At 46.8% G+C, this 22614-nt stretch carries 16 protein-coding genes; 13 read left to right on the plus strand and 3 right to left on the minus strand.

The window, feature by feature from the left end:
- The first annotated feature begins 52 nt into the window (after positions 1-52).
- The 6 genes from OQJ75_RS14655 to OQJ75_RS14680 all read left to right on the plus strand — a co-directional run bounded on the left by OQJ75_RS14655 (position 53) and on the right by OQJ75_RS14680 (position 6649).
- The gene (locus OQJ75_RS14655; protein ID WP_004729719.1) at positions 53-1063 is read left to right on the plus strand and encodes an ornithine carbamoyltransferase; all 1011 of its coding nucleotides are present in this window, start codon (positions 53-55) and stop codon (positions 1061-1063) included.
- A gap of 497 nt (positions 1064-1560) precedes the next feature.
- Complete coding sequence (pyrB, locus tag OQJ75_RS14660; protein ID WP_017062721.1) at positions 1561-2490, plus strand: aspartate carbamoyltransferase; 930 nt, start codon at positions 1561-1563, stop codon at positions 2488-2490.
- A gap of 15 nt (positions 2491-2505) precedes the next feature.
- Complete coding sequence (pyrI, locus tag OQJ75_RS14665; protein ID WP_017630899.1) at positions 2506-2970, plus strand: aspartate carbamoyltransferase regulatory subunit; 465 nt, start codon at positions 2506-2508, stop codon at positions 2968-2970.
- 326 nt (positions 2971-3296) lie between these two features.
- On the plus strand, positions 3297-3785 hold the full coding sequence (locus OQJ75_RS14670; protein ID WP_017630898.1) for an arginine repressor: 489 nt from the start codon (positions 3297-3299) through the stop codon (positions 3783-3785).
- Between the two features lie 175 nt (positions 3786-3960).
- Entirely contained in the window at positions 3961-5808 is a 1848-nt protein-coding gene (locus OQJ75_RS14675; protein WP_265973874.1) for a protein-disulfide reductase DsbD, read from the plus strand.
- Between the two features lie 211 nt (positions 5809-6019).
- The gene (locus OQJ75_RS14680) at positions 6020-6649 is read left to right on the plus strand and encodes a response regulator (RefSeq protein WP_065677170.1); all 630 of its coding nucleotides are present in this window, start codon (positions 6020-6022) and stop codon (positions 6647-6649) included.
- On the opposite strand, the gene OQJ75_RS14685 is transcribed toward OQJ75_RS14680, so the two are convergent.
- Positions 6646-8397, minus strand: coding sequence for a potassium/proton antiporter (locus OQJ75_RS14685; RefSeq protein ID WP_265973873.1), 1752 nt, complete (start codon positions 8395-8397; stop codon positions 6646-6648). The two genes, OQJ75_RS14680 and OQJ75_RS14685, sit on opposite strands and share 4 nt — an antisense overlap.
- Before the next feature lie 426 nt (positions 8398-8823).
- Between OQJ75_RS14685 and OQJ75_RS14690 the strand changes: the two genes are divergently transcribed.
- From OQJ75_RS14690 to OQJ75_RS14705, 4 genes are all read left to right on the plus strand, one after another.
- On the plus strand, positions 8824-9090 hold the full coding sequence (locus OQJ75_RS14690) for a DUF4212 domain-containing protein (protein WP_010435433.1): 267 nt from the start codon (positions 8824-8826) through the stop codon (positions 9088-9090).
- 10 nt (positions 9091-9100) lie between these two features.
- A complete protein-coding gene (locus tag OQJ75_RS14695) occupies positions 9101-10804 on the plus strand; it encodes a sodium:solute symporter family protein (RefSeq protein WP_017630894.1) in 1704 nt (567 codons plus the stop codon).
- 202 nt (positions 10805-11006) lie between these two features.
- Positions 11007-11393 (plus strand): hypothetical protein, encoded by a 387-nt coding sequence (locus tag OQJ75_RS14700; protein WP_017630893.1) that lies wholly within the window; start codon positions 11007-11009, stop codon positions 11391-11393.
- A gap of 12 nt (positions 11394-11405) precedes the next feature.
- Entirely contained in the window at positions 11406-12791 is a 1386-nt protein-coding gene (locus OQJ75_RS14705) for a class II fumarate hydratase (protein ID WP_265973872.1), read from the plus strand.
- Between the two features lie 107 nt (positions 12792-12898).
- Here the strand turns inward: OQJ75_RS14705 and OQJ75_RS14710 are convergent, their stop codons facing one another.
- Both OQJ75_RS14710 and OQJ75_RS14715 read right to left on the minus strand, forming a co-directional pair.
- Positions 12899-16330: a PAS domain-containing hybrid sensor histidine kinase/response regulator gene (locus tag OQJ75_RS14710; RefSeq protein WP_265973871.1), complete on the minus strand. Its 3432-nt coding sequence runs from the start codon at positions 16328-16330 to the stop codon at positions 12899-12901.
- 131 nt (positions 16331-16461) lie between these two features.
- A complete protein-coding gene (locus OQJ75_RS14715; protein WP_265973870.1) occupies positions 16462-17643 on the minus strand; it encodes a 3-phenylpropionate MFS transporter in 1182 nt (393 codons plus the stop codon).
- Positions 17644-17872: 229 nt separating this feature from the next.
- On the opposite strand from OQJ75_RS14715, the gene OQJ75_RS14720 reads away from it, so the two are divergent.
- The 3 genes from OQJ75_RS14720 to acs all read left to right on the plus strand — a co-directional run bounded on the left by OQJ75_RS14720 (position 17873) and on the right by acs (position 22517).
- Positions 17873-19705 carry a DUF294 nucleotidyltransferase-like domain-containing protein gene (locus tag OQJ75_RS14720; RefSeq protein WP_265973869.1) on the plus strand — a complete coding sequence of 611 codons (1833 nt, stop codon included), beginning with the start codon at positions 17873-17875 and terminating at the stop codon, positions 19703-19705.
- An 11-nt stretch (positions 19706-19716) separates the two neighbouring features.
- Positions 19717-20349 (plus strand): 3'-5' exonuclease, encoded by a 633-nt coding sequence (locus OQJ75_RS14725; RefSeq protein WP_017630889.1) that lies wholly within the window; start codon positions 19717-19719, stop codon positions 20347-20349.
- Between the two features lie 218 nt (positions 20350-20567).
- The gene (acs, locus tag OQJ75_RS14730; RefSeq protein ID WP_265973868.1) at positions 20568-22517 is read left to right on the plus strand and encodes an acetate--CoA ligase; all 1950 of its coding nucleotides are present in this window, start codon (positions 20568-20570) and stop codon (positions 22515-22517) included.
- Positions 22518-22614 lie beyond the last annotated feature (97 nt).

Raw genomic sequence — 22614 nt, forward strand, 5'->3', positions numbered from 1 at the left:
AATTTTCTTTCCCTGTAACAAGGAAGCGCCTAAATCTAAAAAGGAATACATCATGGCTTTTAACCTACGCAATCGTAACTTCCTAAAACTACTAGATTTCACTCCACGCGAAATTCAACACTTGTTAGATCTTTCTATGGAGCTAAAAAAAGCGAAGTACAACGGTTACGAACAGCCAACACTGACTGGCAAAAACATTGCGCTTATCTTTGAGAAAACCTCCACTCGTACTCGCTGCGCATTTGAAGTAGCGGCATTCGACCAAGGTGCTCGCGTTTCTTACTTAGGCCCATCTGGCTCTCAAATTGGCCACAAAGAATCAATGAAAGATACAGCTCGCGTTCTTGGCCGTATGTACGATGGCATTGAATACCGCGGCTTCGGTCAAGAAATCGTTGAAGAGCTAGGCGCTTACGCTGGCGTACCAGTATGGAATGGTCTGACTGACGAATTCCACCCAACACAAATCCTGGCTGACTTCCTAACTATGACGGAATACGGCCGTGGTAAACAGCTACATGAGATCAGCTTTGCTTACCTAGGTGATGCTCGCAACAACATGGGTAACTCTCTAATGGTTGGCGCTGCGAAAATGGGCATGGACATTCGCCTTGTTGCTCCAAAACAGTTCTGGCCACAAGAAGAGCTATTAGCTCAATGTCGTGAAATTGCAGAACACACGGGCGGCAAGATCACGCTAACAGAAGATGTTCAAGAAGGCGTGCAAGGTTGTGACTTCCTATACACCGACGTTTGGGTATCAATGGGCGAAGCGAAAGAAGCATGGGCTGAGCGCATCAACCTAATGATGCCTTACCAAGTCAACATGGACATGATCAAAGCGACGGGCAACCCACATGTGAAATTCATGCACTGCCTACCGGCTTTCCACGGTGAAGACACCACTGTTGGCAAACAGCTTGCTGCTGAATACCCACAACTAAAAGACGGCGTTGAAGTAACAGATGAAGTAGTTGAGTCTGAATACTCTATCGTGTTCGATGAAGCAGAAAACCGCATGCACACCATCAAAGCAGTAATGGTTGCGACATTAGGCAGTTAATAAGCTAAACAACTGAGAATCTAGATAACTAATAATCTAAATAGTTAAGCACTCACTTGTTCACAAGACATTGACAAGTTAAGTGCAGTAGCAGGGAAATGCGGGTGGCATACTTGGGGTTTAACCCTTGGATAAAGCCCGCATTTTTTTTCATTCGATTGAAGAGATTTTCGCCCCAAAAAACACAAGTTTTTCAGTTTCAACAAAGGCTTAAATGGAAGTTAAAAACGGACGTTATTTCGCATGAAAATCCATTAAATGAATACTTTACAGAAAGTATTGCATGGCGTTTTTATCTGAGTATAATCCTCCGCAATTTGTCTTAAGAGAGCAAAAAATGAACTGCAATTTTGTCGCACATGATTGTCAAACTACACGTCCGAGAGTGGCGTTGGTGTCATTTTTATTTTGCTCTATTGATCGTTTCGAAGCCTCCTATTTTTAGGGGGCTTTTTTTTGTCCGCAATTTGACTGTATGCATAGAAGGAAGACCCGTTATGGCGCATTCGTTATTTAACAAGCACATCATCTCCATACCTGAGCTCACTCGTAATGAACTGGAGCTTATCGTCGACACAGCAGCAAGACTCAAGGCCGAGCCAAACCCAGAGTTGCTGAAAAATAAAGTCGTTGCGAGCTGCTTCTTTGAGCCTTCAACTCGAACTCGTCTTTCATTTGAAACCGCTGTTCAGCGTCTTGGTGGCACGGTCATCGGCTTTGATAATGGCGGTAACACATCACTGGCGAAGAAAGGCGAAACACTTGCCGATTCAGTGCAGGTGATTTCATCCTACGTCGATGCTTTTGTCATGCGTCACCCACAAGAAGGGGCAGCACGTTTGGCCTCTGAATTTTCTAACGGTGTTCCGGTGGTAAATGGCGGCGATGGTGCCAACCAACACCCGACGCAAACCTTGCTGGATCTGTTCTCGATTTACGAAACGCAGGGCACGCTTGATAACCTCAATGTGGCATTCGTCGGCGACCTAAAATATGGCCGTACCGTGCACTCATTGACGCAAGCACTATCAAAGTTCAATAACGTGCGTTTCTTCTTTATCGCGCCAGAAGTATTAGAGATGCCAGATTACATCTGTGAAGAATTAGAAGAGATGGGCATCCAATACAGCACTCACAGCAGCATTGAAGAAGTGGTGCCGGAATTGGATGTTTTGTACATGACTCGCGTACAGAAAGAGCGCTTTGATGCGTCGGAATACGCACACATGAAATCGGCTTACATCCTAACCGCCGATACATTGAAAGACGCTCGTCAAAACATGAAGGTCCTTCACCCGCTGCCACGCGTCGACGAAATCACCACCGACGTTGATAAAACGCCACACGCTTACTACTTCGAACAAGCTGAAAACGGTGTGTATGCACGTGAAGCTTTATTAGCCCTAGTTCTAAACGACACTTTATAAGCAGGAGATACAGTCATGGTTAAACAAACTCAGCTACAAGTAGAAGCGATCCGTAACGGCAGCGTGATTGACCACATCCCTGCGCACCTTGGTATCAAAATCCTTAAACTGTTTAAGCTGCACAAGACAGAACAACGAATCACCATGGGATTAAACCTGCCATCATCGGCACTTGGCCATAAAGACCTAATCAAGATTGAGAACATCTTCCTGACCAAGGAACAAGCCAACCAATTGGCTCTTTATGCTCCGCAGGCAACGGTGAATCAGATTGAAGAGTATAAAGTGGTTAACAAGCTAACCCTTGTGCTGCCAGAACAAATCCACAGTGTGTTCTCTTGCCCAAATAGCAACTGTATTTCACACGGTGAACCTGTCGAAAGTCACTTTAAAGTGCAGCTAAAACAGGAAAAAGTGCAGCTAAAATGTCACTATTGTGAAAAAGTATTCTCTCGCGAGATCATGAATGAAATTCGCTAACCCTTAGCGGTATTACCTTCGCAACAAAAACCATTTAAACAATGTGGATATTTATTCCCAAGTCGGAATAAATATCCATTCGCCATAGAATATAATCCCAAAATAAAAGCAATAAAACAGAATATTATTTGGTGATCACCTTCAAAAAGATAACTATCCTTTAGTGGTAGACTCAATGCATAGATGATCATACATCTCGCATACCCTCCCTTCTTTACTTCGGGATTCATCGGTAAGCCCTATTAATAATCGTACTCTACGGCTTTGGGAGTGCGTTCGGCGCTATGGACAAGCGATATCCACAGTTTGACCTTAAGGAGTTGTTCATGAACGAAATCACTGAGCACGGTTGCTTGTATTCAGCTGAAGATAAAACACTGACTGCAGCGTGCAAACGCTTACTACAACAACAAAGCTTCTCGACCCAAAATCAACTGCGCGAGAAACTGGTTGAGATCGGTTATACCGGTATTAGCCAATCGACTGTATCTCGTATTTTGTCACAACTTGGCGTGGTGAAAATCCAGAACGCCTGTGGCAAAAAGGTGTACTGCATCACTGTTGAAAGCGCACCGGTTCGTGTCGATGCATCCATCTCATCGCAAATTGAATTAATTACTCATAACCAAGCGATGGTGATAGTAAAAACCCACCCAGGTTGTGCACAGTTAGTCGCACGATTGGTCGACATCGACCCACATACCGAGATTATCGGCACAGTTGGCGGCAACGACACCGTGTTAATCATCCCGAAAGACACGACCAACATTGATGCTTGCGAACAAGTGGTCAAAGCACGCTTGGGCGTTGCCTAAATGTCTTATTGGCAAGGTCTGTTCACTGCAGTTGCGCTGCTAACTCTCTCTCGACTACCTATGAAGGTGGCTCACCCGCCCTAGCGGATATTTGCTGGTCGATGAAACTAATCACAAACTATTACGGTCTGATTGAGTTAAGATACCTTCAACTCCATTTTGATGACTAAATTGTATGCGACGACTTGCCACATTACTTTTTGTTTGTATTTCCCTATTCACCCAGCCTGCGTGGGCGCTTTTTGGAAATGACAACGCCGAGCCAAGCTTCGGAGGCAATAACAACGGTTTTGTCCCTGTAGACCAAGCTTTCCCTTTCAATTACTACCAGCAAGACGGCAAGATGCTTCTCGACTGGCAAGTAAAAGAAGGCTACTACCTCTATCAACATAGCCTCTCTTTCACTGGCCAAAATCTTGCGATCGGCAATGTTGAAATGGAAGATGGCAAGCCACACCAAGATGAATTCTTTGGTGAGGTGAGCATTTATACTCAGCCATTATTCGTGCAAGTTCCGCTACAGAGTTACCAAGATGGTTCACAGCTGATTGTTAAATATCAAGGCTGTGCGGACGCAGGTTTCTGCTATCCACCCGAGACTAGAATCATCGATATTGAACCATTTACAGGTTCGAGCGACTCTCAAGCTAATGCAGTGTCGCCAGAGTCACCGGCTGCAAACAATGAGGCCGACGCTTCAACACAGCAAGCCTCTCCAAAAGCAGACGTTGCAACTAACACCACTCCACAATCAACTGCACCCGTTTCAAAAGAAGCGAGCCTAGCCGATAAGCTCGGTGACAGTTGGTGGACGCCATTATTATTCTTAGCACTTGGTGTTGGCTTAGCCTTTACACCGTGTGTTCTGCCGATGTACCCAATTCTAACGGGTATCGTGTTAGGTGGCGGCAAGCTCAGCCAAAGTCGTGCGCTGATGTTGTCCTTCATCTACGTGCAAGGTATGGCACTAACCTACACCCTATTAGGTTTAGTGGTTGCCTCTGCGGGTATGCAGTTCCAAGCGGCGATGCAGCATCCTTACGTGTTAATTGCATTGAGCGTTCTGTTTGTGGCGTTAGCTATGTCGATGTTTGGCGTTTATAACCTGCAACTGCCGAGCAGCATCCAAACGTGGCTCAACAACCAAAGTAACAAGCAGCAAGGTGGCAATACCTTGGGCGTGTTCGCGATGGGCGCTATCTCTGGCTTGGTGTGTTCACCTTGTACCACAGCACCACTATCCGGTGCGCTGCTGTATGTCGCTCAAAGTGGTGACCTGTTTACCGGCGCAATCGCTCTGTATGCATTGGCGATGGGTATGGGTATCCCACTGATTTTGGTGGCGGTATTTGGTAATAAGCTACTACCGAAAGCAGGCAGCTGGATGGACAAGGTTAAGATCGTATTCGGCTTTATCTTGCTGGCAGCACCTATCTTCCTGCTAGAGCGTATTATCCCTGAGTTATGGGCAACGGTACTTTGGTCTGGCCTTGGCTTCATCGCCTTCGGTTGGCTATATCACAGTAAGAATGCTCTGCCATTCGGCGGCTGGAAGCAGAGTGCGGTAGGCATCATCGCGATGCTTGGCTTGTTCGCTTCCGCGCAACCTGCGTTGAACTATTGGTTTGCCGAGAAGAGCGTAACGGTAGAACAACAGTATATCCAATTTGCACGCATCAACACCGTTGAAGAGCTCGAAATCCAGCTCATCGAAGCCAAGAAACTCGGCAAGCCAGTGATGCTCGATTTCTACGCTGATTGGTGTGTAGCATGTAAAGAGTTTGAGAAGTATACCTTCCACCAAGCTGATGTTGAGGACAAGCTTTCTGATTTCGTCCTGCTTCAGGCTGACGTGACAAGGAACATGCCTCAAGACATTGAACTGCTTAAACAATTACAAGTGCTCGGTTTGCCAACGATTGAGTTCTGGGATGGCGAGGGTAACCATGTTCCAAATGCTCGTGTCACTGGTTTTATGCCTGCCGATGTATTCTTAAAACACATGCAAGACCACCAGCTATAACGACGACATTCGTCTAAATACAAGCACTCACAAAGGCCTCACCGCTCCTCATAACGAGATGGCAGTGCGGCTTTTTTGTGATTATAGGAAACGCTTTCCAAGAACAGGGATAAAAGTCGATATGGTTCAGACTTTTCATGCATAGATATTGTCCACATACTCAATCAGGATGATAATAAATATTAACTAAATTGTTAAAAGTATGAACGTCATGGACTCGACCTATACCATCATCATTGCTGATGACCACCCTCTCTTTCGCAACGCCCTGTTTCAGTCAGTTCATATGGCGATCAGCGGTGCGAACCTGCTTGAGGCCGATTCTCTCGATGCCTTACTGACTCTGTTAAAGAAAGAAGACGAGCCGGATCTATTGTTGCTCGATCTTAAAATGCCGGGCGCCAATGGCATGTCAGGCTTGATTCAACTGCGCGCGGAATACCCAGATCTCCCTATTGTAGTGGTCTCTGCCAGTGAAGATGCCAGCGTGGTCACTCAAGTGAAGAGCCACGGTGCGTTTGGCTTTATTCCTAAGTCGAGTGATATGCGTGAGTTGGTGAGTGCTCTGAATCAAGTACTAAATGGCGACCCGTTCTTCCCTGAAGGACTTATCACCAATAATGCAGCCTGTAGCGACCTTGCAGAAAAGCTTTCTACTCTGACGCCTCAGCAGTACAAGGTATTAGGGATGCTTTCTGACGGCTTGCTTAACAAGCAAATCGCGTATGAATTGAATGTTTCGGAAGCGACCATCAAAGCACATATGACGGCCATCTTCCGTAAACTGGATGTGAAAAATCGTACTCAAGCGGTTATCTTGCTACAAGAAGTCCACAATTAAGCTTCACTGATATCCTCTTCTAAAGTCGTCTTAGGTAAGCATAAACCCAACCTGACGACTTTATGGTCATCTATCTCTGCAACTACCCAAGTGATGTCATGCCACTCGAAGCTATCGCCCAATACAGGGTGTGCGCCAAGCTCCTGAGCAACCAATTGTTTTAGCGTCATTCCTCGCTCTTCTTCCGAGCCAAGTTCAATACCATAACAATCACTCACTGCGGCAACTGATAGCTCAACATCGAGGAAGAAGTCACCAAAGAAACGCGCAGCTTCTTCTGCTAGAGGCGCCTCACTGAACAACGAACTTAAGCTGTCCAAATCTTTGTCTTGACCAAGCACACATAAAATATCGTTCGCCTCTAATACGGTACTGCCCGATGGGTGGAGCAAAGCATCTTTTCTAAACAGTGCGGTAATTCGCGTTCCTTCAGGCATAGACAAGCGCTTCAGTGGTTCGCCCACACACCACTTCTCTTCTTTCAGCTTGTAAACAAACATCTCCCACTCACTGGTCGGATAAATCTCCATACCGGTACGAGAAATCGGTGTAGGCGTCGGTGGTAAGGTCACTTGAGCCAGTCTCGCGACTTTCATTAAGCTACCGCCTTGAACAATCAGCGAAACCATAACCACGAAGAAGGCGATATTGAAATACAGCTGAGCATTGGGCAAGCCTGCCATCATCGGGAATACAGCTAAAATGATCGGCACCGCGCCACGTAACCCAACCCAAGAAACAAACCAGCGCTCCTTGGTGGTAAAGCTTCTAAACGGTAGCAAGCCCAACCAAACAGACAGTGGACGTGCAAACAGAATCATACCGAAAGCCAATGCTAGCGCAGGCAGAGCAATGTCCATCAGCGTCGATGGCGTCACCAGTAAACCCAATACCAAGAACATCACGATTTGGCTTAACCACGTCATGCCATCAAGGACATTAAGAATAGAGTGTCGAGAACGTGTCGGACGATTACCAATGAACAAGCCCACTAAGTAAATCGATAAGATACCGCTGCCGCCAAGCATGTTAGAGAAGGCAAACAGAGCTACACCGCCACTGAGCACCAGAATCGAATACAGGCCATCAGCCAGCTGCACTCGATTGATTAGACTCCATAGAACCCAACCACCACCAAGCCCGATAAGCGTGCCGACACCAAACTGCATCGCGAAGCTTTTCAGTAGGAAGTTCATTCCCATCTCGGCATCTGGGGTGCCCAGCAGCGCAATTAAAGTCACTGTCAGGAAGACCGCCATTGGGTCGTTGGTACCCGATTCGATCTCCAGAGTTGAGCCAACACGTTCATTGAGGCTCTGTCCTTTCAACAAAGAAAATACCGCAGCAGCATCAGTCGAACCGACAATCGCACCGACTAAGATACCCTGCATCAATGACAGGTCGAACAGCCAAGACGCCATTAAACCGGTTAGAGTCGCGGTACAGGCGACACCTATCGTCGCTAGCGAGAGCGACGGCCAAAAAGCAACCTTAAAACTCGCGACCTTGGTTCGCATACCGCCATCAAGCAGGATCACAGCAAGTGCAAGGTTACTCACCAAGTAAGTGAGTGAATAATCATCGAAATTGATGCCACCGGGACCATCTTCACCCGCCAACATACCAACGAACAAAAAGATCAAAAGAATCGGAACGCCCAATCGTGAGGACACTTGTGAGAAAAGCACACTGATGGCGATGAGCACCGCACCAGTTAAAAATAAGTGGTTAATAGTTATTGCGTCCAATTCGTTCCCCCAAAGAATAAAACTCAAGATATAAGCATGTTGATCTTCTAGCGCTAAGCATGGCACGGTCGATGAAAGTGCTTTAGTTACTATAACAAACTTATGTTTCCCTTCGTGTCATACGCAGGACTAAATACCGTTTCTCAGTCATTTAGTTGTTAAATTTTATGACTCGCACTCTAATTCATCCACTTTTGTTAGACCTTTGGCTAATTTAACAACCTTGTAACATCACATTTTACTATGGTTCTGTCTTCCAACTCCCATATTTCAGTACATTAGCGCCAATACTATCCCGACTAAAGTTGCACAGATCCCTTGACTCATCCTTGCTACATTCTAAATCGTAACATTACGTTAACACGCTATTTTACAAAAACGGTTTCACAAAACGGTTTCTACGAAAACGGAATAAAGGAGAAGGCAATGGCGTTCGAATCTACGGAACATGCTCAAGCCTACTGGAAGGAAAACTTGGGAATTATGGGAACACTGCTCGCGGTCTGGTTTGCAGTGTCTTACGGCGCTGGCATCTTATTTGTAGATGCCCTCAATACCGTTCAGTTTGGCGGGTTCAAGCTAGGATTTTGGTTCGCTCAACAAGGTTCGATATACACCTTCGTGGCGCTGATATTTATTTACGTTGTTCGCATGAATGCGCTCGACAAAAAATACAACGTACAGGAAGACTAGAGGCTAGAACATGGATATTCAAACTTGGACGTTTATTCTCGTCGGTATTACTTTCGCGGTATATATCGGCATCGCAATCTGGGCTCGTGCAGGGTCTACCAGTGAGTTCTATGTTGCTGGTGGTGGTGTACACCCAGTAGCAAACGGCATGGCGACCGCCGCTGACTGGATGTCGGCAGCATCATTCATCTCAATGGCAGGTATCATCTCATTCGTTGGTTACGACGGTGCGGTTTACCTAATGGGTTGGACAGGTGGTTACGTACTACTTGCGCTATGTTTAGCACCTTACCTACGTAAGTTCGGTCAGTTTACGGTTCCTGATTTCATCGGTGAGCGTTACTACTCGAAAACAGCACGTATGGTAGCCGTATTCTGTGCAATCTTCGTATCATTCACGTACGTTGCAGGTCAGATGCGTGGTGTAGGCGTTGTATTCTCTCGTTTCCTAGAAGTCGACATCAACCTAGGTATCATCATTGGTATGGGTATTGTGTTCTTCTACGCAGTACTTGGTGGCATGAAAGGCATCACTTATACGCAGGTAGCTCAATTCTGTGTCCTCATTTTCGCCTTCCTTGTTCCAGCAATCTTTACGTCAATCATGATGACAGGTAACCCACTTCCACAAGTTGGTATGGGCTCTACGCTATCAGGCACAGATGTTTACTTACTTGATAAACTGGATGGACTCACCGAAGAACTCGGATTTACCGCCTACACCGAAGGTAACAAGAGCATGGTGGATGTATTCTTCATCTGTGCGGCTCTAATGGTAGGTACTGCAGGTCTTCCACACGTAATCATTCGTTTCTTCACTGTACCAAAAGTACGTGATGCTCGTATCTCAGCGGGTTGGGCTCTACTGTTCATCTCATTGCTATACACAACAGCACCAGGCGTTGCAGCATTCGCTCGTGTAAACATGATCGAAACAATCAACGGCCCTGACATGCAAGGTGTCGCAGCAGCAGACGCACCAAGCTGGTACAAAAACTGGGAAAGCACTGGTCTAGTAGGTTGGGAAGATAAGAACGGCGATGGCAAAATGTTCTACTCGGGCGATGAGCGCAACGAGATGAAGATTAACCGTGACATCATCGTACTGGCTTCTCCAGAGCTAGCGAAACTACCAAACTGGGTTGTAGCACTACTAGCAGCAGGTGGCCTAGCAGCCGCACTATCAACTGCCGCAGGTCTACTATTGGTAATCTCGACTTCGATTTCACATGACTTATTGAAGAAAGGCTTCAGACCAAACATGACCGACAAGCAGGAGCTGTTAGCCGCTCGTTTGGCAGCCATGATAGCGATTGTCGGTGCAGGTTACTTGGGTATTAACCCACCAGGCTTCGTAGCACAGGTAGTAGCGTTTGCCTTCGGCTTAGCAGCAGCATCCTTCTTCCCTGCGATTATCCTAGGTATCTTCTACAAGAAGATGAACAAGGAAGGCGCAATTGCAGGTATGTTGTCAGGTATTGCCTTCACAGCAAGCTACATCATCTACTTCAAGTTCATTAACCCAGCAGCAAGTACACCTGAAAACTGGTGGTTTGGTATCAGCCCAGAAGGCATCGGTACGCTAGGTATGTGTCTAAACTTCGTAGTATCGATTGCTGTAAACAAAGTAACTGCTGAAGTACCACAAGATGTACAAGACATGGTTGAGAACATCCGTTACCCCAAAGGTGCAGGTGAAGCTCACGACCACTAAGCACGACTACGAAACAGAGATGTTTAGCAAAAAATGAATCAGTACTTACATTGTAGGGATTAGGTACTGCATTTCAGAAAGCCGATACTTTACGTATCGGCTTTTTCTTTTCCCTTTTCATTTTATAAAAAGAGAAACAAAGGGTTGTTTTTAAAATCTCATTTGATAATAATTATCATTAACATCCATTAAAGAGATGCAAATGATGATGAAAGAACAGCAGGGTCTCTATTCGAGGTTTTACAAAGCACAGGATCGCTTTGCTTCATTAGAACAAGTTCAAGGCCATGAGCCGTTTGTGATTCGAGACTACATCGAGTGCGCACTGACGCTTTCCGCTTACTATGAAAAGCACGCCGCCCAAGAAAACATCTTGTTGTGCGAGCTGTACCTGCGCCAAGTTTTCTTCCATTTGATTGAAGCGATTGAGTCTCCTGAGCGCAGTTTCGCCTTTCGACATATCTGCCTAGACTCTATTCACTCGCCACTATTTTATTTGAAACGCCACTACTGCCAGCAGCCTCAAGGCCAAGCGCGTTTTTTGAATCTCAGCCAAACACTACAACAAGTCCAAGCCCCACTTGGCTAACAAGGATAGAAGATGACCCTACAATATCGAATTGAGAAAGACAGCATGGGGGAAGTGAAAGTCCCTGCCGATGCGCTATATCAAGCACAAACTCAACGTGCTGCAGATAACTTTGCTTTTAGTTCACACAAGATGCCAACCAGCTTCATTCAAGCACTGGCATTCATTAAACAGGCCGCCGCAGACACCAACGCTCAGTTAGGCTTATTAGAGGGTGATATTGCCAACGCGATTGCCGAAGCGAGCCAAGAGATCATCGATGGTAAATATCTCGATCAATTCCCGATCGATGTTTACCAAACAGGCTCTGGTACTAGTTCCAACATGAATGCCAATGAAGTGATTGCAACACTCGCTTCAAGAAGCTTACAAGGCGACGTAAACCCGAATGATCACGTCAATATGGGCCAAAGCAGTAACGATGTGGTACCAACCGCAATTCAAGTCAGTGTCGCTCTGATGGCTGAAAACAAACTGCTACCTGCATTAACTCACCTTGCAGAAGCACTTACCGTTAAACAGCAAGAGCTGGCTGAGGTAGTGAAAACAGGCCGTACTCACCTAATGGATGCAATGCCAATTACCTTTGCTCAAGAGCTCGGTGGTTGGAAATTCCAGATTGAACACGCTAAGCAAGCCATTGAAAGCACCCTACCTGCTATCAAAGCACTCGCTCAAGGTGGTACAGCGGTCGGAACCGGGATCAATGCCGACCCACGCTTTGCCGATAAGTTTGCAAGTAACCTATCTCAATCGACAAAGATCAGTTTTAACTCAAGTGAGAACTTCTTTTTTAATCTCAGCAGCCAAGACGCGATCGTTGCATTCTCGGGACAGCTCAAAACTGCAGCAGTTGCGATCATGAAGATCTCAAACGATCTTCGCTGGATGAACTCTGGCCCATTGGCAGGCTTAGGTGAAATTGAATTGCAGGCGCTACAGCCAGGTTCTTCTATCATGCCAGGCAAAGTAAACCCTGTGATTCCAGAAGCCGCAGCAATGGCGGCAGCACAAGTAATTGGCAACGACACCACCATTACTGTCGCAGGCCAATCAGGCAACTTCCAACTAAACGTGATGCTGCCAGTGATTGCTCATAACGTATTAGAAAGTATCGAGCTTTTAGCTAACAGCTCTGTCGCACTAGCAGATAAAGCGGTTGCGACCTTCACGGTGCGCCAAGACAATCTTGATTTAGCACTTTCAAAGAACCCAATTCTAGTGACGGCACTCAACCCTGTGATTGGTTACTTGAAGGCTGCCGATATTGCTAAGAAAGCCTACAAAGAGGATTTGCCAATCCTTCATGTTGCAGAAAGAGAAACCGATCTCAGCCGAGAAGAACTCAGCAAGCTGCTTGATCCAACCGCGCTCACTCAAGGTGGTATTGCAGGTTAGCAAGCTGACAAACATTTGCTAAAACTCGCTGAAATAGCAGAGACAAAAAAGGCCTCATACGAGGCCTTTTCAATATCCGTTAGCAAGCCCGAACCTGTTAATTCAAGCTAGCTCACTCGATTCAATACCGCTCTGAGTTTTAACGGTTTCACTGGCTTGGCAATAAAGCTAAAGCTGTTGGCCTTTATCGCTGCCAACATGTCATCGGTTCTATCAGCACTAATAATGACACCCTCAAAAGAATCTCCAAGGCGCAAGCGACACTGTTGCAACACTTCTAGACCCGTTCGACCATTATCGAGACGATAATCAGAGAAGATCACATCCGGCTGCCAGTCGTCATCGAGACACTTCAAGCTTTCAACCAAATCAACCGCGGTCTTCACCTCACAACCCCAACGTCCAATCAGGTTCTCCATTCCGACCAAAATCTCGCGCTCATTATCGACACACAATATTTTGAGATGTTCGATATCACTGGTCGCCATTGGCGCTGAAGCTTGCACAACCGGAGCCACCTGCTGCGCTCTCGCTAAGGTGATAGAGAAAACACTGCCTTGCCCCGGCCATGAACGCATCGAAATTTGATGACCAAGCACGTGAGCAATACCTTTAGAGATAGCTAGCCCTAGCCCCAAGCCTTGGTCAGCACGCACTTGGCTGCCACGAGTGAACTCTTCGAAGATCTCTTGTTGCTTGTCTTCATCAATACCGGTTCCATTATCCCACACATCAATTCGTACCTGACCATTGACTCGTCTCGCACCGAGTACCACTTTCCCTTCTGGGTTATAGCGAAAAGCGTTAGTCAAAAAGTTCTGAATCACACGCCTTAATAACTTAGGGTCAGAATGAATGAACAATGACGATGGGATCATCTTGAATTCAATTTTTTGTTGTCTCGCTAAGGCACTAAATTCCGCATTTAAGTTGGTTAGCACATCGTGCACAGCAATCGCGTGAATGTTGGTTTCTAGCTTGCCAGACTCCAGTCGAGAGATATCCAGTAAGTCGCCAATCAAATCTTCAGCAGCACCAAGCGCACTCTCGATATGAGACGAAAGCTGTTTCACCTCTTGCTCTTTTGCTACCTCTGAAAGTGACGAAGCAAACAAGCGTGCGGCATTGAGTGGCTGCATCAAATCGTGGCTTACTGCCGCCAAGAAACGACTCTTAGATTGAGACTCTTGGTCAGAGATTTGTGTCGCCTTGACCAAGCGATGGTTCAGCTTTTCGAGCTCTTGAGTTCGTTCGTGAACTCTCGATTCCAAGGTTTCATTAGCATCTTTTAGCGCTTGCTCTGCTTGTCTGAATACCGTGATGTCAGTAAAGCTCATTACGAAGCCACCACTTGGCATCGGATTACCTTGCACCTCAATAACTCGACCATCAGGACGAATACGTGAAGAGGTGTGTCGCGTACCTTGCTCAAGGTGATAAACACGACGTCGAACATGATCTTCTGGGTCACCCGGACCACACAAACCTTGCTCGGCATTGTGACGAATCACATCTGAGATAGGTCGCCCAACCTGAATCAAACCCGCAGGGAATTCAAACAACTCTAAGTAACGTTGATTCCACGCCACCAGCCTCATTTGTTTGTCTATTACGGCAATGCCTTGGCCTATGTGTTCAATCGCACCTTGCAGTAAACCACGGCTAAAATCGTACAGTTCAGAGGCTTCATCAACGATGGTCGCGACCTCTTCAAGCTGCATGTTTCTTCCTTGTAAAGCAGAAGTAAGTACTAACTTAGCGGAAGAGGCACCAAACACACCCGCGAGTACGCGCTCTGCATGTCGAATCAAACTTGCAGGCGCTTGTTGATTGGGAAGCAGCGGCTGTCCGTGTTGTTGCCAATAGCTGTGTAAGGCGCTTTTCGCTCGCTTTCGACCGACAAAACGCGACGCCAACATCTCTAATTCAGCGACCGTCACGCGGTTCTGGTAAAGGCTGATGTTTTCATTCTCAGGCAACGGTGTACCAACAAATGCCGCTGATTGTAAGCGCTCACTTAGGCTTGGTCTTGTCGACATTGAAACCACTGCATAGCACAAGGTATTGAGCACAATACTCAGCACAATGCCCCAGTTAGAACTGCTGATATTCCAGCTACTGAGCAACTCTGGCGGCGTGATAATCCACAGCAAAAGGTTACTTTCGCTATCGCCTGCCAACATACTGGTTTGACTCATCAGAGTAATCAGCCAAATGACCGAACCGACCATTAAGCCGACATAGACACCCTTTCGGTTACCCGGACGCCAGTACAAACCGCCAATCAATGCTGGAGCAAATTGCGCAATCGCTGCAAACGAAAGGAAGCCAATCGCCGACAAGGAATGGATGGTGTCGAGCGCCTGATAGAACAACCAAGCGCCAAGTAGAAGCAACAGGATCAACCCGCGACGAATAACGAGTAACAGACCAGAAAAATGGCGATGGGTTCTTTGAGTTAAGCGCATACGACGCAGAAGCAAAGGCATCACTAAATCGTTCGACACCATGATAGCCAAGGCGATGGTCGAGACAATCACCATGCCACTCGCTGCAGAAGTACCACCTAAGAAAGCCAACAAAGCAATATGATTAGCCCCCTCTGCCATAGGCACACTGATCACGTAAGTATCGGCTGGCATGCCGGTCAATAATCCCTGACCAGCCCACGCAATTGGCAGTACGAACAATCCCATTAAAATTAGGTAAAGCGGAAACAGCCAGCGAGCGGTGTGCAGATCTTGAGGGCGTTCGTTCTCAACCACCATGGTATGGAATTGGCGTGGCAAACAGACAATCGCCAACATGGTTAAAACGGTATGTATGATTAGAGTCGGAATATTCGGTGATTCGTAGGTGGAAGCGGCCACATCAAGCAAGTCGATTTTGTCGCTGCTCATCGCCAGGTACATGATGAACAGACCAACAATCAGGAATGCCGCCAACTTAACGATGGACTCAAATGCCACCGCCATCATCATGCCACGGTGATGTTCCGTGTTATCGATGTGCCTAGTACCAAACAACATCGTAAAGATGGCCAGTGCGCCAACCACAAACCAAGAGACGTGATAATCCTGATAGCCAAAATCTTGAGCTAGGCTCGGAGCAACAATATCCAACCCCATGGTGATACCACGCAATTGCAACGCGATATAAGGAAGAATACCGACCACAGCAATCACGGTGACAGCCACCGCCAAGCCTTGGGATTTTCCGTAGCGAGCCGCGATAAAGTCGGCAATAGAGGTAATGTGTTCACGCTTCGCTATCAAGATCAGCCGCGCTAAGATCCGCCAGCCGAGAGTGAAGACCAAAATCGGTGCGAGATAGATGGGTAAAAAAGACCAAGGGTTATTGCTCGCCTGACCCACCGTTCCATAGAAGGTCCAAGAGGTACAATACACCGCAATCGAAAGGCTATAGATCCACGGACGCCAACGCGATAGCCAACGAACCTGTCTGTCTCCATACCAAGCGATCAGAAATAACACGCCCAAGTAGGCTAAAGAGACTGGAATTACTACCCATCCTTGCATTGAAAACCCTTTCTTCATCCATAAAAAAACCTCTCCATAAGGGAGAGGTTTCATTTAACTAAGGATGTGGGATTAACTCAATCGCATCGCTTAAATTCTGTGCTTTAGACTCTAATAATCACGATTGGTTATCAGCTATGAACTTCTGACTCTGGTTGATTAACTTCAATCACAGAGCTTCTTTCATCAAGCTTGATGAACAGTGCCAGTCCCCCCATCGCAGCCATCGCCCAGAAGATATTGGCACCCCATAGCTCATAGCCCCAACCACTGAGTGTTGTCATTAGAGCAATGAATGCGCCCAGCGGGATTGCGTTGTACAGAGCTTGTAATGCCACCATCTTGTTTTGTTCTTCAGACTGAATGTATTGAATCGCAGCGATATGTGCCATCGCGAAGGTCACACCGTGCAGTAGTTGCACCAAAATCAGAGCCGCAATGGCGGTAGTTGATGCTGTGATGCCCCAACGAGCCATCACACCTAATGCCGCCACGACAAATAAAGTACGTAACGTTAACCCAGAGAACAGTCGCTTGCTCAGAGCAAACACCGCCACTTCGGCAACCACACCCAAGCTCCATAGGTAACCAATGATAGCTTCAGAGTGGCCCGCTTCTTTCCAGTAAATCGCACTAAAGCTGTAATAAGCGGCATGGCTACCTTGCAACAACGCCATTAAGGCCAAGAACTTCACAACAGAAGATTCTCGCAGCAGTTCACCCAGCTTAGGACGTACCGCCTGTTGTTGAGAATTTGTCACCGGCATCACGTTCGGATTTCTCATCGCCAACACTAATGACACCAGCACACCAGCAAACGCCGTGTACAAGATCATGTCCGTGCCAAATTGCGCGACTAAGTAACCCACCACTGTCGAACCTGCGATAAAGGCAATCGAACCCCACAAGCGAGTGCGTCCGTAGTCGAGCATATTAAGGCGACTGTAGTGGTTAGCCATCGCATCCGAGAGCGGAATGATCGGCCCATAACAGAGGTTAAATAGCACCGTTGCCAACAGCATCAATATAAAGCTGCCGCCAGTGAAAAAGTGAAAGCCAACAAATAGCAGTGCCGCAAAACTCAACCAGCGCAGAGCCGGCATCAAGTGTTCAACTTTATGGATACGAGGCGTAATCACGAGGTTTGCCACACAACGCGTCGCAAAGCCGATACCAATTAAGACACCAATGTCACCCGCAGAAACGCCTTGGTCTTCAAACCACAGCGCCCAAAATGGCAAGTAAACACCATAGGCAAAAAAGAAACCAAGAAAGTACTGGGAGATCCAGCCATAGGGAGAAGGACTAAACATAGGCGACCTATAAAATGTGCAGAAAGAAGCAGCACCAATTATGCCTACGTCGCATAGGATGAAAAAGGGAATTATTGAAGAGATAGCATTCCTGTATTCAATGAATATCGATATCCCATTTGGTTAAAGTATCCAGTGTTCAACAGCCCTCACGATCGCATTTAGACTAAAGTCGTCTGGAGCTTCGCTGGTAATTTGTCAGACTGAAAAGAGACTCCTAACTCTTTCGATGCTTATGCCTGATAAATTTAATATGCAGCACCCGCCCTTCGATAGCCTGTCCGACGCGGAACAGTTAACGCTGCGTTCCTCATTAGATGTGGTTTATTACCGAGCGCACGAGGTGATATTGGAGGCCGACCGCCCAAGTCGCCACCTGCATATTCTGATTAAAGGAGCCGTCGAAGAACGTGCCAGCAGCGATGGTGAGATCTACGCGCACTATGCCAATGACGATATTTTCGATGTGCGTAGTCAGTTTGAGCCTCACACCAAGCACCAATATATCGCGCTGGAAGATACCTTAAGTTATCTATTACCAACCGATATCTTCCTTGAGCTTTACCACGCCAATGGTCAGTTCGCGGCTTACTTTGATAGTAACCTATCAACCCGAAAAGCACTGATTGAAGCCGCTCAGCAGCAACAAAATCTTGCCGAGTTCATACTAACCAAAGTAGACGACTCTATTTATCACCCACCACTGATACTCGAACCCAACCAACCGATTAATCAAGTCACTCAAACCCTGAAAGAACAAGGGTTGGACTCGGCTCTGGTTCATTTAGATCATGATGTTCCAAAAGCTTTTGGATCATCATGTTCCTTCCCGTATGGAATCGTCACACGGACCAATTTATTGCACGCGGTGATGCTCGATAATCGCCCTCTAGATACTGCGGTTGGCGAGATAGCAACCTTCCCTGTGTTGCATGTTAATCAAGGCGATTTCTTGTTTAATGCCATGATCACCATGACCCGAAATCGCGTAAAAAGGCTGATGGTTTGTGATGGTCAAAACGCAGTGGGCATGGTCGATATGACGCAAATACTCAGCGCGTTCTCCACTCACTCGCACGTACTTACTTTGCGAATTGCGCGAGCCACCAGCATTGAAGAACTGGCAATGGCTTCCAACAAACAGCGTCAATTGGTCGAAAGCCTACTCAGTAATGGCATTCGTACACGCTTTATCATGGAGCTAATTTCAGCCGTAAATGAACAGATAATAGAGAAAGCATTTGAGTTGGTTATCCCGCCAGCGCTGCACAACCATTGTTGCCTGATCGTGTTGGGTTCTGAGGGGCGTGGAGAACAAATCCTCAAAACCGATCAAGACAACGCGCTAATAATTCAAGATGGTTTGGAGTGGCATCAATGCCAAAGTGCCATGAACGACCTCACCCACACACTGCAGCAATTGGGTTATCCGTTATGCCCAGGCAACGTGATGGTCAACAATCCGAAATGGGTGCATTCAGAGCAAGAGTGGAAACAAACCCTCACTAGTTGGGTAAGAAAAGCAACGCCAGAGACAGTGATGGATATCGCCATCATGGCGGACGCACACGCAGTGGCGGGTAACAGGGAATTATTAAAACCGGTCAAACAGCACTTGAGTGATTTAATGCTCGGACAAGAGTTGATTCTGACCGAGTTCTGCCGCCCTGCTCTGAACTTCTCGGTTCCCCTGACCCTGTTTGGTAACGTGAAACAGTCCAAGTCAGGACTCGACATCAAACAAGGCGGTATTTTCCCAATTGTTCATGGTGTGAGAGCGCTGAGCCTTGAACATGGTGTCACGGTAAATAACACCTTCGAACGCATTGAGCATCTCGTGAATAAGAAGGTACTAGAGCAAAGCACCGCGGATAACCTCAATGAAGCGCTCAAGCAGTTCTTTAAGTGGCGCTTATCACAACGCCTATCGCAACAGCACAGCAGCAATAAAATCGACGTCAAACTAATGGAACGAGCTGACCGAGATCTGCTTCGTCATAGCTTGCACGTGGTTAAGAAATTCAAGCAATGGCTTGGCTACCACTATCAGATAAGGGACTAGGCGATTGAACGATGAATAGACTGGTTCGCTATTACTGGCACCACAAGCTCAAAGGCTCTGCGTATCAGCCTCTATTTACTGCGCCTGCTCATCAAGAATATGTCTCACTCGATTGTGAAACCACCAGCCTCGATCCCAATCAAGCCGAACTGGTGACCATTGCCGCGACAAAGATCATCGGTAACCGAATCATTACCAGCCAACCTTTTGAAGTGCGGCTGCGGGCGCCTCAATCACTCGATTGCAATTCGATAAAAATCCACCGCATTCGCCATCAAGATCTCAAGCATGGCATCGAAGAGAAACAAGCCCTAATAGAGCTACTGAGTTTCATTGGTAATCGTCCTTTAGTCGGCTATCACATCCGCTATGACAAGAAAATTCTCGACCGCGCCTGTTTAAAACAGCTCGGATTTCCACTGCCTAACCGATTAGTCGAAGTGAGCCAACTCTATCAAGACAAACTCGAAAGACAGTTGCCCAATGCCTACTTCGACCTCAGTATGGATGCCATCTGTCGCCAGCTCGATTTGCCTATTCCAGTCAATAAACATGATGCATTACAAGACGCTATCTCCGCTGCGCTGATCTTTGTTCGCCTAAAGCACGGCGACTTGCCCCGCTTCAACTCTTCTTACTCTTAATTCAACCACTGGCTTTCTACATAGAGAGCAACATCTCAAAAATGAACTTAACTCGCTATTTTGTAAGTGAAAAGCGGCGTCTCATCCTAAAGTCTAATTGTGGAAATCGCCGTCCTAGCCGAGAGTGATAGCACAACGACAGTCCTGTAATAGACTTAGAAACTGAACACAAAGGAAGTTGCCAGTTCATTAAGAATGTAGGCACAAGGAGAGATGCAATGAGTGAAGCCCACGTTTATCCGGTAAAAGAAAGTATTAAATCAACCACACACGCGGATAATGACACTTACCTAGCCATGTACCAACAATCTGTTTCTGACCCTGAAGGCTTTTGGGGTGAACACGGAAAAATCGTTGATTGGATTAAGCCTTTTACACAAGTAAAAAATACCTCTTTCGACCCAGGCCACATTGATATTCGCTGGTTTGAAGATGGCACGCTTAACGTTTCGGCTAACTGTATCGACCGTCACCTTGCTGAGCGCGGTGATGAAGTCGCTATCATCTGGGAAGGCGATGACCCGGCTGATGACAAAACTCTAACTTTTAATGAACTGCACAAAGATGTATGCCTGTTTTCAAATGCTCTAAAAGAGCAAGGCGTACGCAAAGGTGATGTGGTTTGTTTATACATGCCAATGGTGCCAGAAGCGGCAGTAGCCATGCTGGCATGTACCCGTATCGGTGCGGTTCACACAGTGGTATTCGGTGGTTTCTCACCTGAAGCACTGTCTGGTCGTATTATCGATTCCAACTCTAAAGTCGTGATCACTGCCGATGAAGGCGTGCGTGGCGGCCGTGCTGTTCCACTGAAGAAAAACGTCGATGAAGCACTGACGAATCCTGAAGTGAAGAACATCGAGAAGGTTGTAGTATTCAAACGCACTGGCGGTGATGTTGCTTGGCACGAACACCGTGATGTGTGGTGGCACGATGCTATCGCAAACGTATCTGAGGATTGCCCACCAGAAGAGATGAATGCGGAAGATCCTCTCTTCATTCTTTATACGTCTGGTTCCACAGGTAAGCCTAAAGGTGTAATGCACACCACAGGTGGCTACCTGGTTTATGCCGCAATGACCTTCAAATACGTATTCGATTACCAAGAAGGCGAAACTTTCTGGTGTACAGCCGATGTGGGTTGGATTACCGGTCACACATACCTTGTTTACGGACCGCTTGCCAATGGTGCAAAAACTATTTTGTTTGAAGGCGTACCAAATTACCCGAACACCAGTCGCATGAGTGAAGTAGTCGATAAGCACCAAGTTAATATTCTTTATACTGCACCAACGGCTATTCGTGCATTGATGGCAAAAGGCAATGAAGCCGTTGAAGGTACTTCTCGTGACAGCCTAAGAATCATGGGCTCAGTGGGTGAACCTATCAACCCAGAGGCGTGGGAGTGGTACTACAAAACAATCGGTAATGAGCAATCTCCAATTGTTGATACATGGTGGCAAACTGAAACGGGCGGCATCTTAATCGCACCACTACCGGGCGCGACCGATCTAAAACCAGGTTCAGCAACACGTCCATTCTTCGGTGTACAACCTGCGCTGGTTGATAACATGGGTAACATCATTGAGGGCGCAACCGACGGCAACCTAGTCATTCTAGATTCTTGGCCTGGACAAATGCGTACCGTTCATGGCGATCATGACCGTTTTGAACAGACTTACTTCTCTACTTTTAAAGGGATGTACTTCACCAGTGACGGCGCTCGTCGCGATGAAGATGGTTACTACTGGATTACTGGTCGTGTCGATGACGTGCTTAACGTATCAGGTCACCGTATGGGTACCGCTGAGATTGAATCGGCTCTAGTAGCGTTCGATAAGATCGCTGAGGCCGCGATTGTGGGTATCCCTCATGATATTAAAGGCCAAGCGATTTACGCTTACATCACGCTGAATGATGGTGAGTTCCCAACTGCAGAGCTTCATAAAGAAGTGAAAGATTGGGTACGTAAAGAGATTGGCCCAATTGCAACGCCAGATGTACTGCACTGGACTGACTCTCTACCAAAAACTCGTTCTGGTAAAATCATGCGTCGTATCCTGCGTAAAATCGCGACTGGTGATACAGGTAACCTAGGTGATACCTCGACACTGGCCGACCCAAGCGTGGTTGATAAGCTGATTGCCGAGAAAGCAGAACTGGCATAAGCAACCAGTCACAGCAGCTAATCACTGTTTAAAACAGCCCTTTCTAAACCGTCACCTATGTGGCGGTTTTTTTATGGCTGATCTTGATCTCAAATAT

Source organism: Vibrio sp. 14G-20 (assembly GCF_026241515.1).
Lineage (GTDB): Bacteria > Pseudomonadota > Gammaproteobacteria > Enterobacterales > Vibrionaceae > Vibrio.

Coding starts and splice junctions, on each gene's coding strand:
- OQJ75_RS14655 (WP_004729719.1), top strand. CDS start 53: ATGGCTTTTAACCTACGCAATCGTAACTTCCTAAAACTACTAGATTTC.
- pyrB (WP_017062721.1), top strand. CDS start 1,561: ATGGCGCATTCGTTATTTAACAAGCACATCATCTCCATACCTGAGCTC.
- pyrI (WP_017630899.1), top strand. CDS start 2,506: ATGGTTAAACAAACTCAGCTACAAGTAGAAGCGATCCGTAACGGCAGC.
- OQJ75_RS14670 (WP_017630898.1), top strand. CDS start 3,297: ATGAACGAAATCACTGAGCACGGTTGCTTGTATTCAGCTGAAGATAAA.
- OQJ75_RS14675 (WP_265973874.1), top strand. CDS start 3,961: ATGCGACGACTTGCCACATTACTTTTTGTTTGTATTTCCCTATTCACC.
- OQJ75_RS14680 (WP_065677170.1), top strand. CDS start 6,020: ATGGACTCGACCTATACCATCATCATTGCTGATGACCACCCTCTCTTT.
- OQJ75_RS14690 (WP_010435433.1), top strand. CDS start 8,824: ATGGCGTTCGAATCTACGGAACATGCTCAAGCCTACTGGAAGGAAAAC.
- OQJ75_RS14695 (WP_017630894.1), top strand. CDS start 9,101: ATGGATATTCAAACTTGGACGTTTATTCTCGTCGGTATTACTTTCGCG.
- OQJ75_RS14700 (WP_017630893.1), top strand. CDS start 11,007: ATGATGATGAAAGAACAGCAGGGTCTCTATTCGAGGTTTTACAAAGCA.
- OQJ75_RS14705 (WP_265973872.1), top strand. CDS start 11,406: ATGACCCTACAATATCGAATTGAGAAAGACAGCATGGGGGAAGTGAAA.
- OQJ75_RS14710 (WP_265973871.1), bottom strand. CDS start 16,330: ATGCAAGGATGGGTAGTAATTCCAGTCTCTTTAGCCTACTTGGGCGTG.
- OQJ75_RS14715 (WP_265973870.1), bottom strand. CDS start 17,643: ATGTTTAGTCCTTCTCCCTATGGCTGGATCTCCCAGTACTTTCTTGGT.
- OQJ75_RS14720 (WP_265973869.1), top strand. CDS start 17,873: ATGCTTATGCCTGATAAATTTAATATGCAGCACCCGCCCTTCGATAGC.
- OQJ75_RS14725 (WP_017630889.1), top strand. CDS start 19,717: ATGAATAGACTGGTTCGCTATTACTGGCACCACAAGCTCAAAGGCTCT.
- acs (WP_265973868.1), top strand. CDS start 20,568: ATGAGTGAAGCCCACGTTTATCCGGTAAAAGAAAGTATTAAATCAACC.